Here is a 13168-nt window from a genome sequence, read left to right on the forward strand (position 1 = left end):
GCGGTGGTGGGCCGCCTACGCACCCTGGTGCATGCCGCACCGGCATCGCCGCAGGGCGCTCCGCTTTCCACCCCATCGTCAGCACCCGTTAGGCAATCCCCCGAAGGAGAACGCACCGTGTCCCTGACAAGCCCGTTCGACGATGTCGACATCCCGGATCAGAGCATCTACGACTTCCTGTTCGCAAGCATCGGGGCAGAGGACCGGGCGCGGGTTGCGCTGATCGATCCGCATTCCGGGGTGACCACGACCTACGAGCAACTGATCGGTCAGATCGACTCCGTCGCCGGCTGGCTGGCGGTGCGGGGACTCGGTGCCGGCACCGTCGTGGGCATCCTCTCGCCGAATATTCCGGCATTCGCCGCGGTATTCCACGGCGTGCTGCGGGCCGGATCGACGGCCACGACGATCAACGCCCTGTTCACCGCGGGCGAGATCGCCAAGCAACTCCGCGACTCGGGAGCCAAGGCCCTGGTGACGATCTCGGCGCTGTATCCGCAAGCCGTCGAGGCCGCATCGGTGGTGGGTATCTCCCCTGACAACCTGGTCGTGCTCGACGGTGCGGGACAGGACGGGTCCGACCATCCGAACGCCGCGGATGTCCTGGGTGTCGCCGTGGCGCCGCCGGAGGTCTCCTTTGACACCGCGACTCATGTTGCGGTGCTGCCATATTCGTCGGGTACGACGGGAAATCCGAAGGGTGTCAAGCTCAGTCATCGCAACCTGGTCGCCAACGTCGCCCAGATCCGGCCGCTGCAGGGTATGAACGGCGACGATGTGATCGTGGCGGTGCTGCCGTTCTTCCACATCTACGGGATGACCGTTCTGCTGAACGCGGCGCTCCAGGCCCGCGCAAGCCTCGTGGTGATGCCGAAATTCGACCTCGTCGAGTTCCTGCGGAACATCCAGACCTACAAGGTCACCTATGCGTTCATCGCTCCGCCGGTCGCCGTCGCGCTCGCCAAGCATCCCATCGTCGACGACTTCGATCTCGGGTCCCTGCACACGATTCTGTCCGGTGCGGCACCGCTGGATCAAGAGCTCGGCGAGGCGGTGGGGCGGCGGATCGGCGCAACGGTCCTGCAGGGATACGGCATGAGTGAGCTGAGCCCGGTCAGTCATCTGATCCCGTTCGACGGCGGCCGCAACAGCATCGGCACCGACGCCCCGCTCGCCTCGGTGGGTTGGGCCGTCCCGAATACCGAGAACAAACTGGTCGATCCCGCGACCGGCGACGAGGTCGAACTGCCGGTCGAGGGTTTGTCGGCGCCGGGTGAGTTGTGGGTGAAGGGGCCCAATGTGATGCTCGGCTATCTCAACAACGAGCAGGCCACCGCCGAGACCATCGACGCCGATGGCTTCCTGCACACGGGTGATCTCGCGCAGATCGATCCCACCGGTTGTGTCTATATCGTGGATCGGCTCAAAGAGCTCATCAAGTACAAGGGTTATCAGGTGCCGCCTGCCGAGCTCGAGGCGTTGTTGCTGACCAATCCGAAGATCGCCGATACCGCGGTCATCGGTGTGGTCGAGGAGGAGACGGGTGAGGAGATCCCGAAGGCGTTCGTCGTCCGGCAGCCCGATGCCGAGCTGACCGAGGAGGACGTCATCGAGTTCGTGGCGGCGAAGGTGGCGCCGCATAAGAAGGTGCGTGCGGTGGAGTTCATCGAGGCCATCCCGAAATCGGCTGCGGGCAAGATTCTCCGCAAAGACCTGCGGAGGTAGCGCTATGCGGCCGATTGGCGCGACCATCGAACGCGACGATGCCGCCGTCCGGCATCACGTCACCACCCCCGACGGCGTGCGGATCGCCGTGTACGAGGAGGGCAACCCCGACGGGGAGACGGTTCTCCTCCTGCATGGGTGGCCCGACAGCCATCGGTTGTGGGACAGTGTCGCGCCGCTGCTACGGGACAGGTATCGACTGATCCGAGTGGACAATCGTGGCCACGGACGATCGAGTTCGCCGTCCGGCCGGCAGGCCATCTCCACTCGCCGGATCGCCGACGACTACGCGGCGGTCATCGCGCACGTCGCCGACAAGCCGGTGCACATCATCGCCCACGACTGGGGGAGCGTGTCCACGTGGGAACTGATCACCCGCCCGCCGGAGCAGGCGCGGGTCGCCTCGTTCACGTCGATCTCGGGACCGAGTATGGGGCATTTCGCCGCATGGGCGCGGCGTCGTCTGCTCCGGCCGTCTCCCGCGAATGTGGGGCATGTCGTCGCGGCGCTCGCATCCTTCGCGTACTCGATCGTCCTCTCGGTACCGGTTCTGTCGACCCTCCTGCTTCGGTACGGCGTCAGCGCCGGGCGCTGGCGCAGACAACAGGCCGCCGCCGAGGGCATCGCGCCCGAGCGGATACACCTCGGCGAGACCTTCGAGCATGATGTGGTCGACGGTGCACGGATCTACCGATCGACGTTGACCTCGCGGCATACCAACCCGCTCACCGCCCGACCGCTTCCGACGCGGGTTCCGGTACAGGTCCTCATCGGCAAACGCGACCCCGCCATCCGGTATCGGAGTTACGCCGACGTGCCACGCTGGACCGGCGATCTCTGGCTGCGATTGGTCCATGGCGGACACTGGTTGCCGTTCTCCCACCCCGAGCTCGTCGCGCAGGCGGCCGAGGAATTGATCGAATCGGTGCGGACCGGTACGGAGCCGCGGTCGTTGCGGCGCTGGCGGGTGGGGACCGATCGACGACCCTTTGCCGACCAACTCGTCGTGGTCACCGGGGCCGGCAGCGGGATCGGCCGGGCGACCGCGCACGCGTTCGCCGGTGCCGGTGCCGAAGTGGTGGTCTCCGACATCGATCCCGCGGCGTCGGCCGAAACCGCCGAGCTGATCGGCAGAGCGGGCGGGGTGGCGTACGCCTACCGACTCGACGTGTCCGATCCCGCATCCGTCGACGAGCATGCGCGCGAGGTGATCGCCGAGCACGGCGTTCCCGACGTTCTGGTCAACAATGCCGGCATCGGGCATGCCGGGGCGTTCTTGCAGACCCCGGCGGCGGACTTCGATCGGGTTCTGCAGGTCAACCTGCAGGGCGTGATCGGGATGTGCAGGGCATTCGCGGGCGCGATGTCCGAACGCGGTCTCGGTGGGCAGATCGTCAATCTGGCCAGCATGGCCGCGTATTCACCGCAGCGTGAGTTCAGCGCGTACTCCACGAGCAAGTCGGCGGTGTTCATGTTCTCCGACTGCCTGCGCGCCGAGCTGGCGCGCAGCGGAGTCGGGGTCACGACGGTCTGTCCGGGTGTCGTGCACACCAACATCACTGCCACGACCAGGTTCTCGGGTGTTTCGGACGAGGAGGAGCACCGGCTCCAGCAGCATTTCGACGCGCTGTATCGGCGTCGGGGGTACACACCGGACAAGGTTGCCGAACGCATTCTGCGGGCCGTCCTGGCCGGCGAGACGATCGTTCCGGTTACTCCGGAAGCCGTTGTCCAGTACCATTTTTCGAGATTTGCGCCGAAGCTGACCAGGCTCGCCGCGGCCCGGATGAGCCTATTGGACCGGTAGCGGGCCGGCCGCGCCGGCCACCATCAGGTGGCGGGCGCCGTCGTCAGGAGAATCGCTTCGTCGAAGGGGACAACCGCATACAGCGGCCGGTACGGCCATCGCACCGACCCGGCGGCGGCCTTCTTCGTCGAGGACCTGGGGGACGTCACCGTATAGCGGCGGCCGTTGCGCTGCAGAGTGGCGGAGCCGGCGGCCACCAGGTTCTTTCGCCATTGCGTGCCCGGCCCATATCCCACGAGGATGGCGACGCCGTCCGGAATCGGGAACACTAGCAGCGGAGTTCGGTACGGCGTCCCGCTCGTGCGGCCGCGGTGTTCGAGAATGCCCATCGACGGCATCCACCCGGCCCACAGCCGGACGAGTTTGTTGGTGGCGAATCTGTTCCATCGCGCATACCACTGCGGAAATCGCATCGTGCTCTCCTCGGATCGTCGTGAACGTTGGTGTTCAAGGGGTCAGGCGTCGAGCCAAGCGCCGCGCCATCCCTGCCGGGAGCGCATCCAGCGCACCCAGGGCGTAGGGAAGTGCCTTCAGCGTCATCCCCGTGTAGGTCGCCGGAATGCGGGCATCGATCAGATGAGGCCCGGGCTCCGCGAATGCCCTCGTGAGGTCCAGGACCAGGTCTCGGGCGTTCTCGGGTCTGGTGGCCGGCACTCCCATACCGCGGGACAGGTCGACGAAGTCCAGGGCTGGCTGATCCAGACGCAGCTGCGACCGCGCCACGTCTCCCGGCTTCCCGGCGCGCACGCGCTGCAACTCGACATCGAGGATCGAGTACGCGGAGTTGTTGAGCAACACCACCGTGACGTCGAGCGCTTCGCGTGCCATCGTCCACAGGGACTGAATCGTGTACATCGCCGACCCGTCCGACTGCAGCGCGAGCACCGGCCGGTCGGGGGCTGCGACCGCGGCTCCGACGGCGACCGGCAATCCCTGGCCGATGGCACCGCCGGTGAGAGTCAGGACATCGTGCGGGGCGGCCGAAGCCGTCATCGCGGGTAGTGCCAGACCCGAGGTGTTGGACTCGTCGGAGATGATGGCGCCGGGCGGGAGCGTGGTCGCCACGGCTGCGCAGACCGAGTGTGCGGTGAGGGCTCCGCGCGGCGGCCTGGGTAGTGCCGGATGACCGACCGAGGGGATGTCGCGGTCGGCGAGGCGCAGCCGGCTACTGATCTCGTCGATGACTGCTCGGGTCTGGCTCCGCCCGACCTCGTGGATGGTGCAGCCCGGCGGGACCAGATCACCGGACTTTCCCGGGTATCCGAAGAATGCCACCGGTCGGCGGGTGTCGAGCAGGATCAGACGATCGAGGCCGGCGAGTTGGGTCCGCGCGAGCTCGGGCACATAGGCCAATCGTTCGAGGTAAGGCCGCCCCGCACCCCGTTCGATCCGGGTGGGGAACACCTCGGCGAAGATCCTGGCCCCCGAAGTCGCGGCGATCCGTGCGACGGTCGAGAGCGCTTCGCCGCCCAGGGCCGTGCCGCCGACGATGAGTCCGACCTGCCGGCCCGCCTCCCGGAGCGCGGTGACCATCTCTTCGACGTCTTGAACATGTTCTGCCGGTGCGGTATACGCGGCTTCCGTCGATCCCGGTGTGTGCCGTGCCGGGGACCACGCGACGTCTGCGGGCACGATGAGGGTCGCCACCTGGCCACCCGCATACATCGCGGCTCGCACGGCCGCCGAAGCGTCCTCGGCCACAGAGTCCGCTCCGGCGTGGCGTACCCACCCCGATACGGTCGCCGCCGTGGCGGCGATATCCGACTGGAGGGGCGCGTCGAACCGGACGTGGTCGGTGGCGTGGTCTCCGACGACGTTGACCATCGGAACGCGTGCCCGTCGGGCGTTGTGGAGATTGGCCAGGCCATTGCCCAGCCCGCAGCCGAGATGGAGCAACGTGGCGGCCGGCCGCCCGGAGATGCGGGCAAACCCGTCGGCGGCCCCGGTGGCGACCCCCTCGAAGAGTGTGAGTACCGGCCGGATCCGTGGCACCTCGTCCAGCGCGGTGACGAAATGCATCTCGGATGTGCCGGGATTGGTGAAACACGCGGTGACGCCACCCCGGGCGAGCTCGTCGAGGATCACCCGGGCGCCGGTGGCGGTCACCGATCCCGCCGGCGACACCCGCGTACCGCGGAGCGCGTCACGCCGACTCACCACCGTCGGCGGATGCCGACGGACGCGTGACCGTCGCCCGTGCCGTCCGGTACTCGTGCCGTGGATCGCGCCAGGCGCCGGCATCGATCGCGCCGTCCGGGCGGTTCGATACCAGGGCATACTGCGGTATGTCGACGCCGATCAGGGCGCCGTTGGCGATGTCGAGATCCCGGATCTCGCGAGCGATCGGATGATCGCCCAGATGCAGTCGTGCCGAGCGTGTGCCCAGGGCGAACCCGGCGCTCGACTCCGACTGGTACGGGATGTACAGGACCTTGTTGTCTATCGGACTCAGTGAGTGGCAATAGAAGTCGAGCTGGCGGGAGGCGAGTCGTCGCTCGGCCGCCCGACGAACCGACAGCGTCAACACCGACGCGCCGCCGACCGTCACCTCCGCTGAGTGGGAGGTCGGTGTCGAGTGGAACTGCACGTCCGACAACACTTTCGGGAATCCGAGCACCTCGCGTCCGACGATCTGCGCCTGGTGGTTGTCCACTCCGATATGGGTGATGTAGATGCCGCTGCGCGATCGTGCCCAGCCGGCGAGATCGTAGAAGGGCAGCGCGACCCTGCTGTCGCGCCGCACCGGGATCGAGACGGTGAACTCACGATAGGGTTCGATCGATTTCTCGAGGTACTCCATGATCTGGATGATGGCCAGCGCTCGTCCGGGCCGGATGATCACCGGTCGGAGCCGGGAGGTCGGCATCAGGGCGGACGCCCGCGCCGAGCTGATCCCGAATACCGCCGCGAAACTGCGTGCCCGCCGGGTGAGCAGTGGCATCTCGACAGTGGTTCCGTCGCTCAGATCGGTCTTCCCCTGCGACCCTGAATCCTGACCCAATACAGTATGGACTGTCATAAATGGAGCTTACTACAAGTTTGGAGAGGACTACATAATTTCTGCCAAGAAGAAGGTGCTCGCGGCCGGACCGCGTTCGACGGACGGGCACCGCAGACGCGCTCGTGAGACCTCGGATCGGATACTCGAGGCGGCGAGTCAGGAATTCGCGCATATCGGCTACCGAGAGGTGACGATCGAGGCGATAGCGCGTGCGGCGGGCGTGGCCCCGTCATCGGTGTACAACCACTTCAGGAGCAAAGCCGGTGTCGCGCAGGGTCTCGCCAATCGGGCTCTCGAGGTGCACGAAGAATATGTGAGCACAGCGTGGTCGCTGGATGCTTCCCCGCTGCAACGATTGATCGCCGTAGCCGGTGCGACACTTCGCTTCTCCCGCACTCACCGAGCGCTGTTCGAGGCGATCGCGCTCTCGTATCTGAGCCCGGCCGGGGTCTTCCCGGTGGACACCGAGGCGGCGGCGGCGATCGAACGACGGCGACGTCAGCAGCTGCGGCGCATCGTCGACAGTCTCGATGAAGCGATCGAGTGCGGCGAGATCTATCCGTGCGACACCTCGGCTGCCGCGCATTTCCTGGTGGCGTCCTGGGCGGGCGTGCTGACCATGACCGATCCGCATGGACTCAGTGATCCGGGAGCGGCGCTGGCCCTCGGCATCCGAGGGTTGATCGCCGGGCTGGCCGTCGATGGCGGACGTGCGGACGAGCTGGTCGACAGGTATGAACACGCGCTGGCCGCCGCCGGCCTCGTGCGGTGATGGGGTGAACCGATTCCATTGCTGTTCATCACCATTCATACGGTTGTCGTGAACTCGCGGGCGAGTGCACGCAGGGCGGGCAGCGGCGATGCATCCCGTGCGAGGACCGCGACCGCGACCTGGTCGGCACCGTTGGACAGATGCTCCCGTAGCCGGGATGTCACCTCCTCGACACCGCCGTGGGCAATGATCGAGTCGATCAGGTGGTCGGCGGCGGGCACGGCCAGATCCTGTTCGGCGAATCCGAGCCTGCGCAGGTTGGCGGTGTAGTTGCGCAGGCCGAGATAGACATTCGCGGTCGGCGCGGCGAGTTCTCGTGCGCGTACCGGATCCGCGTCGAGGACAACGGACTGGCCGACCGACAGGAATGCGTGATCGCCCAGTATCTCCCGGGCTCGTTCGGTGTGCTCGGGTGTCACGAAGTAGGGCAGTGCACCGCCGGTGCGATCACGCGCGAGCCCGAGAACCCGGGGACCGAGCGCGGCGAGTGCCATCCGCTCCTTCGGAACCCCGGCACCGGTCAGTTCGTCGAGGTAGCTCGCCAACATCGCGACGGGACGTCGGTACTGACTCAGATGCTCGCTGTGCCCGACGCCGATGCCGAGGATCAGGCGTCCCGGATGCGCGGCTTCGATCCGGTGGAAGGACTCGGCGACCGTGGCGGCGGGGGCGGTGAACACATTGACGATGTCGGTGCCGACCACCAGCGAATTCGTCGCTGCCAAAAGCGATTCCACATGAACGAGATCCGCGGGAGGCGATTGGGAGACCCACAGCGTGCGGTAGCCGAGGTCCTCGACCTCGCGGGCATCCGCCGGACTGGTCGCGCCGTGTGGCAGGAGTGCGGCCAGTGGACCCGGTGGATTGCTGCTCATGACGCGACTCCTTTGTCGTCGGGTGATCTGCGAGTGTTGTGCGCACGTGATGCGCCACGCGGCGGCGGTGCGAGCGACTACTGGTCGAATGCGATCTCGACCGACTCCGAGACGGGCACGGACTGACACGCCAGGGTCAGGCCGAGGGAGAGGTCGGCGTCCACCAGGGTGTCGTTCTTGAGCATGCTCACCTCGCCGGATCGCACGGTGCAGGCGCACGCGCTGCACTCCCCCTCCCGGCAGGAGAACGGCGCGTCGTAGCCCTTGGACAGCAGGACGTCCAGGAGTTTGGTGTCGCGCGGCCAGTCGAGTTCGATTCTGCGGCCGGCGAGTTCGACGGTGGCCGAGACCGTCTCCGCTGAGGTGTCGGATGGGATGATCACGTCCGCGAATGGGTCGCCGGACAGCGATCGATACCGTTCGACGTGCACATGGGCGTCGGGTAGGCCGATCCCGTGCAGCGCGCTGCGCGCCGCTTCCATGAAGGGTGCGGGCCCGCACAGGTAGGCGTCATAGGCCGAGAAGAGTTCCAGGGACCTCATCAGCCCCTCGGCCGTCGGCAGGCCTTGGTCGGATTCGAACCAGTGCTCCACGGTGAATCGGGTGGGGAACTCGGTGACCATGTCGTGCAGTTCCGTGCCGAAGATCGTCGATCGGCGGTCCCGGTTCGCGTACAGGAGGTACACCGTCGCGGTTCCTCCCACTAGCGCCGACTTCGCGATGCTGATGAGCGGCGTGATGCCGCTTCCGGCGCCGACCAGTAGCAGGTCGCCGTCCAGACTCTTCGGCGTGAAGTTCCCCGAAGGTGTCATCACGGTCAACGACAACCCTGGTCGGGCGTTGTCGCATAACCAATTCGAGGCGTACCCGCCGGGCGTTCGCTTCACCGTGACGATGAGGTCGTTCTCGAAATGAGGTGAACTCGACAATGAGTAGCACCGGGCGGCCCCGCCGGGACGGTCGGTCGGGATCTTGATCGTGAGGAACTGGCCGGGGTGGTAGCGAAACCTGCTCACGAGGTGATCGGGGACCGCCAAGGCGATCGAGACCGCGTCGTCGGTCTCGTCCACCACCTCGACCACGGTGAGTTCATGGGCATGGCTGACCGGTGTCGTGGCGACGCCGGCTTCATCGGCCCGGGTACCGGCCGTGGTGACCGATTCTGTGGTCACTGTGACTATGCCGCGGCGCGGTCGGCCGCCACCTTCTCGAGCAGTTCGTCGGGAAGTGTCTTCGAGAGCTTGTAGAGGCGTGTGGTGATGGCCCCGCGGACCATGCCGGCATCGTAGAGAAATGTCAGCAACGGACCACACATGAAGACCGCGTTCTCCCGGTAGCGCGCGGACCGGCGAGCGGCGATCATGCCGCGGAGCGGGTGGATTCCCACCGAACGGTAGACGCCGGGATGGATCAGGGCGGGCAGCAGGGCGTTCACCATGAGTGCGAAGACACCGCGGTGGTAGGCGTTGGCCAGGCGTCCGCGGGCCTCGATCGAGCGGACCAGTTCCTCCCGGGCGTAGGTGATGTGGCGGGCCTCCTCGAGGATGTGGATCTTCATCATCTGACGGAAATGGGGCTGGATGTCCGGATCCATCATCCCTTCCCGCTGGAGTCGGTCGAGGACCTCCTCGATGAGCAACGTGCCCGCGTACATGGACGGGCCCAGTGGGACGAAGCCGAGCATCCGCAGCATCTTGATGAGGGCTTTCGGACGCTTGTAGGGTTCGACGCCGGTGAGATTGATGATCCTGCCGAACATGGTGGAGTGCCGAGTCTCCTCGGCCACCTCGGCGAGGGCGTATCGCATGTGATCGTCGATGAGGTCCGGGTTGGCGAACACCCCGCGCAGCAGGTTCGTGCTCAGCCCCACCTCGGCGAAAATGCCGTAGCTGAGGATGGCGACCGCTTCATGCATGTTGAGCGTCAGCCGCTCCTCGTCGGTCATCCTGTCCCACAGCTCGGTGCCGTACAGCGACACCCGGTGTTCGGGTAACCAGGGCTTTCCCGGCACGATGGGCGCATCCCAGTCGATGTCGAGTTCGCCGTCATAGGATCGGTCCGCCGTCGAGCGAAGCAGCCGCTGAGCGGTCTTCTGCCGATCACCGACGTTGATGGTGTCGGTGGTGCTCACGGCCGCCTTGTATACGCGCGGATCGCTCCCCGGGGTCGTCGTGGTCGTCATGCTGACTCCTACCAATGGTATGTGATACCGACGGTACGAGTGTCCTCGATCACTTTGCCGTTGTCAAGAATTGACCGGGTGTTCACCCTGCCCGCCGACGCGGGACCGGCGCGCGTCCGGCCCGGAGAAGTGCCCGGCTCGCGGGATCGGCGAACAGCCCGGCCTCCGCGCCGATGTCCACTGCGGTGCCGAAGGCGCTGGCCATGCGCAATCGGTATGAGGGGGATCGGCGTGCTGCCTGTCGCGCCGGGGCCGCCGGCAGGCCGATCGCCTGGTAGCTCTGCCGGTCGACGAACAGGCGACCCACGCAGACGATGAGGAGTGCGGCGAGGATCGAACACACGGTGCGTAGCAGGATGCCGCGATGGGCGACCGCCGCTTCGAACTCGGAGCGTGCGTATTCGAGGTGCCGACGGCTCGAGAGCGCGGTGATGGTCATGATCTGGCCGACGTGCGGTACGACGTCGCGATCGCTCGCGGCCAGCGCGATCATGTCCTGCGTGGCCGACTCGAGCAGCAGGACCAGCGTCGATGTCACGGCCCCGGCCGGAACGAGGAGGGTGAGCCGTTCCAGACGCCGCGTCAACCGCGGTCGCGTCCGGGGTTTGACTCCCGTGGTGTCGATGAGTCGACCGAACATCGTCACGTTGCGCGTCTGGGTGTTGACGCATTTCAGCAGCCACCGTGACCGGTCGTCCACCAGATCGCGATCCTCCGCGATCTGGCGGAAGGTGAGCATGGCCAGCGCGTTCTGGGCATAGGTCGAGAGCGTGAGGAGGTTGACCAGCTCGTGCCGGGACAAGTCGATCCGCTCCTGCGTGGTCAACCTCTCCCAGTCGCTCGTGCCGTGCAGTGTGACGACCTGTGGTGGTAGCCAGCTGCGATCCGGATCGGGCGGTGCGTCCCAGTTGATATCGAGTTCGCCGTCGTAGACTTCGTCGGCGGCCTCGAAAAGGAATCGCTGGGCTGTTGCTTGCCGGTCGGTGATGGACCGTCGGCGCGCGATGCGGGCCGACTCCCGGGCCGCTGGACGAAAGAACTCGGCGTCGATGGGGTCCTCAGACATTGTGCGTGTACTCCTGCGATGTGTGCGGTCGGTCCTGAGGGTGAGGCCGCGTGATGCGACCCCGGACGCATGGTGTGCGCGTCACAACACCGTCGTACGGTCGGCGGTGGCGGTGACCGTCGACGAGGCCGGGGGAGTCGGGTCGGTCGACGGCGCGGTCGAGGCCACCAGTCGTGGGGCGAACTCCAGGTGGGGGTCCGCGATCGGCGCCCGTCGTAGCATCCGGTAGTCCGCAAGGTAGTCGTGCTTGACCTTCCACACCCCGCGACGACCCTGGCGGGGCAACCGATCGGCGGCTCGCCGGACGTATCCCGACGTCAGATTGCCGAAGATCGTGCCGTCGGATTGTTCATTGCCGTCGGCATGAGCGACGACCGCGCCGTATCCGTGCTCGTCCATATACGACAGCAGCCGGCACACGTAGTCCGCGGCGATGTCCACCTTGAGCGTCCACGAAGCATTCGTGTAGCCGAATATCAATGCCGCGTTGGGGATTCCCTCGATGAGCACCGCTTTGTAGGTCAGGCGTGCGGACACCTGTACCGGCTCTGCGTCGACCGTCAGATCGATACCCCCGTTGAAGAGGACATCGAGTCCGGTTGCGGTGACGATGATATCGGCGTCGACATGGGCACCCGAACCGAGCTGGATTCCCGAACTGGTGAATCGCTCGATGGTGTCGGTGACGATCGAGGCGCTGCCCTCGTTGAGGGCATCGAACAGGTCGCCGTCGGGGACGACGCACATGCGCTGATCCCACGGATCGTAGTCCGGCGTGAAGTGCTTGATGTCGATATCGTCGTTCAGGCGCTTGGCGACCAGTTTGAGAAGGGCCGATTTCACCGTCTTGGGAAAGGTGCGCATCAGCGAGAACGAGACCCGTCCGAGGACCATCGTGACCCATCGGATGATCCGGTACACGGCATGGGGCGAGAGATGTTTCTGCAGTCGGATCATGAGTTGGTTCTCGGCGGCGAGCGGCACGATGTAGGTGGGTGAACGCTGGATCATCGTCACGTGGCCGGCGGTGCGCGCCATATTGGGCACGAGGGTCACCGCGGTCGCGCCGCTTCCTATCACCGCGACACGCTTGCCGCTGTAGTCCAGGTCCTCGGGCCAGTGCTGGGGATGGATGATGTCCCCGTCGAACGTGTCCTCGTCGGGAAACTCGGGGCGATAGCCCTGATCGTAGTTGTAGTAGCCGGTGCACCCGACGTAGAACTTCGCCACGTAGGTGATCGGACCGCCGTTGCCGTCCTCGGCGACGACCGTCCACCGCTGCGTGACGCTGCTCCAGTCGGCGGACGTGACGTGAACGCCGAAATCGATGCGATCGCTGAGCTGATAGTCCTCGGCAGTCTCCTGCAGGTAACCGCGGATGGCTTCGCCGTCGGCGAGCACCCTGCTGTCCGTCCAGGGCTTGAAGTCGTAACCGAAGGTGAACATATCCGAGTCGGAACGAATCCCCGGGTAGCGGAACAGGTCCCAGGTGCCGCCGATCCGTTCGCGTCGCTCGACGATCCGGTAGCGCAACCGCGGCTGCCGCTGTGTCAGGCGGCACGCGAGGCCGATCCCGGAGATGCCCGCACCGACGATCAGAACGTCGACTTCGTGAATCTGGGCCGCGCGCTTCGGTCCGCGGGCTTGTCGCCGCGGCGCGGAGTTGCCTCGTGTTGGGTTCGTGGACATGGGTACCTCTCTCGCCTGGACCGTCGGTATGCGATACCGACAGTATCGCTG

At 66.2% G+C, this 13168-nt stretch carries 11 protein-coding genes and 1 pseudogene; 4 read left to right on the forward strand and 8 right to left on the reverse strand.

Annotation, left to right across the window (positions count from 1 at the left end):
* Positions 1–117: 117 nt before the first annotated feature.
* Positions 118–1725, forward strand: coding sequence for an AMP-binding protein (locus GOALK_RS24410; protein ID WP_040004419.1), 1608 nt, complete (start codon positions 118–120; stop codon positions 1723–1725).
* Positions 1726–1738: 13 nt separating this feature from the next.
* On the forward strand, positions 1739–3532 hold the full coding sequence (locus GOALK_RS21560; protein ID WP_373278726.1) for an SDR family oxidoreductase: 1794 nt from the start codon (positions 1739–1741) through the stop codon (positions 3530–3532).
* Positions 3533–3555: 23 nt separating this feature from the next.
* Here the strand turns inward: GOALK_RS21560 and GOALK_RS21565 are convergent, their stop codons facing one another.
* The 3 genes from GOALK_RS21565 to GOALK_RS21575 are packed head-to-tail and all read right to left on the reverse strand — an operon-like array spanning position 3556 to position 6551.
* Positions 3556–3945 carry a nitroreductase family deazaflavin-dependent oxidoreductase gene (locus tag GOALK_RS21565; RefSeq protein WP_006360966.1) on the reverse strand — a complete coding sequence of 130 codons (390 nt, stop codon included), beginning with the start codon at positions 3943–3945 and terminating at the stop codon, positions 3556–3558.
* A 34-nt stretch (positions 3946–3979) separates the two neighbouring features.
* Entirely contained in the window at positions 3980–5638 is a 1659-nt protein-coding gene (locus GOALK_RS21570; RefSeq protein WP_006360967.1) for an acetolactate synthase large subunit, read from the reverse strand.
* Positions 5639–5675: 37 nt separating this feature from the next.
* Positions 5676–6551 (reverse strand): acetoacetate decarboxylase family protein, encoded by an 876-nt coding sequence (locus GOALK_RS21575; RefSeq protein WP_081474375.1) that lies wholly within the window; start codon positions 6549–6551, stop codon positions 5676–5678.
* A 55-nt stretch (positions 6552–6606) separates the two neighbouring features.
* Here GOALK_RS21575 and GOALK_RS24510 point away from each other — a divergent pair.
* Together GOALK_RS24510 and GOALK_RS21580 are read left to right on the forward strand one after the other, a co-directional pair.
* Positions 6607–6789, forward strand: a pseudogene (locus GOALK_RS24510) (helix-turn-helix domain-containing protein); the annotation flags it as partial.
* 57 nt (positions 6790–6846) lie between these two features.
* On the forward strand, positions 6847–7305 hold the full coding sequence (locus tag GOALK_RS21580) for a hypothetical protein (RefSeq protein ID WP_232283203.1): 459 nt from the start codon (positions 6847–6849) through the stop codon (positions 7303–7305).
* A gap of 35 nt (positions 7306–7340) precedes the next feature.
* Here GOALK_RS21580 and GOALK_RS21585 read toward each other — a convergent pair whose 3' ends face one another.
* The 5 genes from GOALK_RS21585 to GOALK_RS21605 form a co-directional block, all read right to left on the reverse strand.
* Positions 7341–8180, reverse strand: coding sequence for a TIGR03620 family F420-dependent LLM class oxidoreductase (locus GOALK_RS21585; RefSeq protein ID WP_006360971.1), 840 nt, complete (start codon positions 8178–8180; stop codon positions 7341–7343).
* A gap of 77 nt (positions 8181–8257) precedes the next feature.
* Positions 8258–9262 (reverse strand): ferredoxin--NADP reductase, encoded by a 1005-nt coding sequence (locus tag GOALK_RS21590; protein ID WP_040004421.1) that lies wholly within the window; start codon positions 9260–9262, stop codon positions 8258–8260.
* 95 nt (positions 9263–9357) lie between these two features.
* On the reverse strand, positions 9358–10362 hold the full coding sequence (locus tag GOALK_RS21595; RefSeq protein WP_006360973.1) for an AurF N-oxygenase family protein: 1005 nt from the start codon (positions 10360–10362) through the stop codon (positions 9358–9360).
* 82 nt (positions 10363–10444) lie between these two features.
* Positions 10445–11428, reverse strand: a complete 984-nt coding sequence (locus tag GOALK_RS21600) for a diiron oxygenase (protein ID WP_006360974.1) — start codon at positions 11426–11428, stop codon at positions 10445–10447.
* An 81-nt stretch (positions 11429–11509) separates the two neighbouring features.
* The gene (locus GOALK_RS21605; protein ID WP_006360975.1) at positions 11510–13117 is read right to left on the reverse strand and encodes a flavin-containing monooxygenase; all 1608 of its coding nucleotides are present in this window, start codon (positions 13115–13117) and stop codon (positions 11510–11512) included.
* Positions 13118–13168 lie beyond the last annotated feature (51 nt).

Source organism: Gordonia alkanivorans NBRC 16433, assembly GCF_000225505.1.
In the GTDB taxonomy this organism is placed as follows: Bacteria; Actinomycetota; Actinomycetes; order Mycobacteriales; family Mycobacteriaceae; genus Gordonia; species Gordonia alkanivorans.

What these genes read in the sequence shown, in the direction of transcription:
- GOALK_RS21565 (WP_006360966.1), bottom strand. Translation starts at nt 3,945, where the DNA reads ATGCGATTTCCGCAGTGGTATGCGCGATGGAACAGATTCGCCACCAAC.
- GOALK_RS21575 (WP_081474375.1), bottom strand. Translation starts at nt 6,551, where the DNA reads ATGACAGTCCATACTGTATTGGGTCAGGATTCAGGGTCGCAGGGGAAG.
- GOALK_RS21605 (WP_006360975.1), bottom strand. Translation starts at nt 13,117, where the DNA reads ATGTCCACGAACCCAACACGAGGCAACTCCGCGCCGCGGCGACAAGCC.
- GOALK_RS21595 (WP_006360973.1), bottom strand. Translation starts at nt 10,362, where the DNA reads ATGACGACCACGACGACCCCGGGGAGCGATCCGCGCGTATACAAGGCG.
- GOALK_RS21600 (WP_006360974.1), bottom strand. Translation starts at nt 11,428, where the DNA reads ATGTCTGAGGACCCCATCGACGCCGAGTTCTTTCGTCCAGCGGCCCGG.
- GOALK_RS21585 (WP_006360971.1), bottom strand. Translation starts at nt 8,180, where the DNA reads ATGAGCAGCAATCCACCGGGTCCACTGGCCGCACTCCTGCCACACGGC.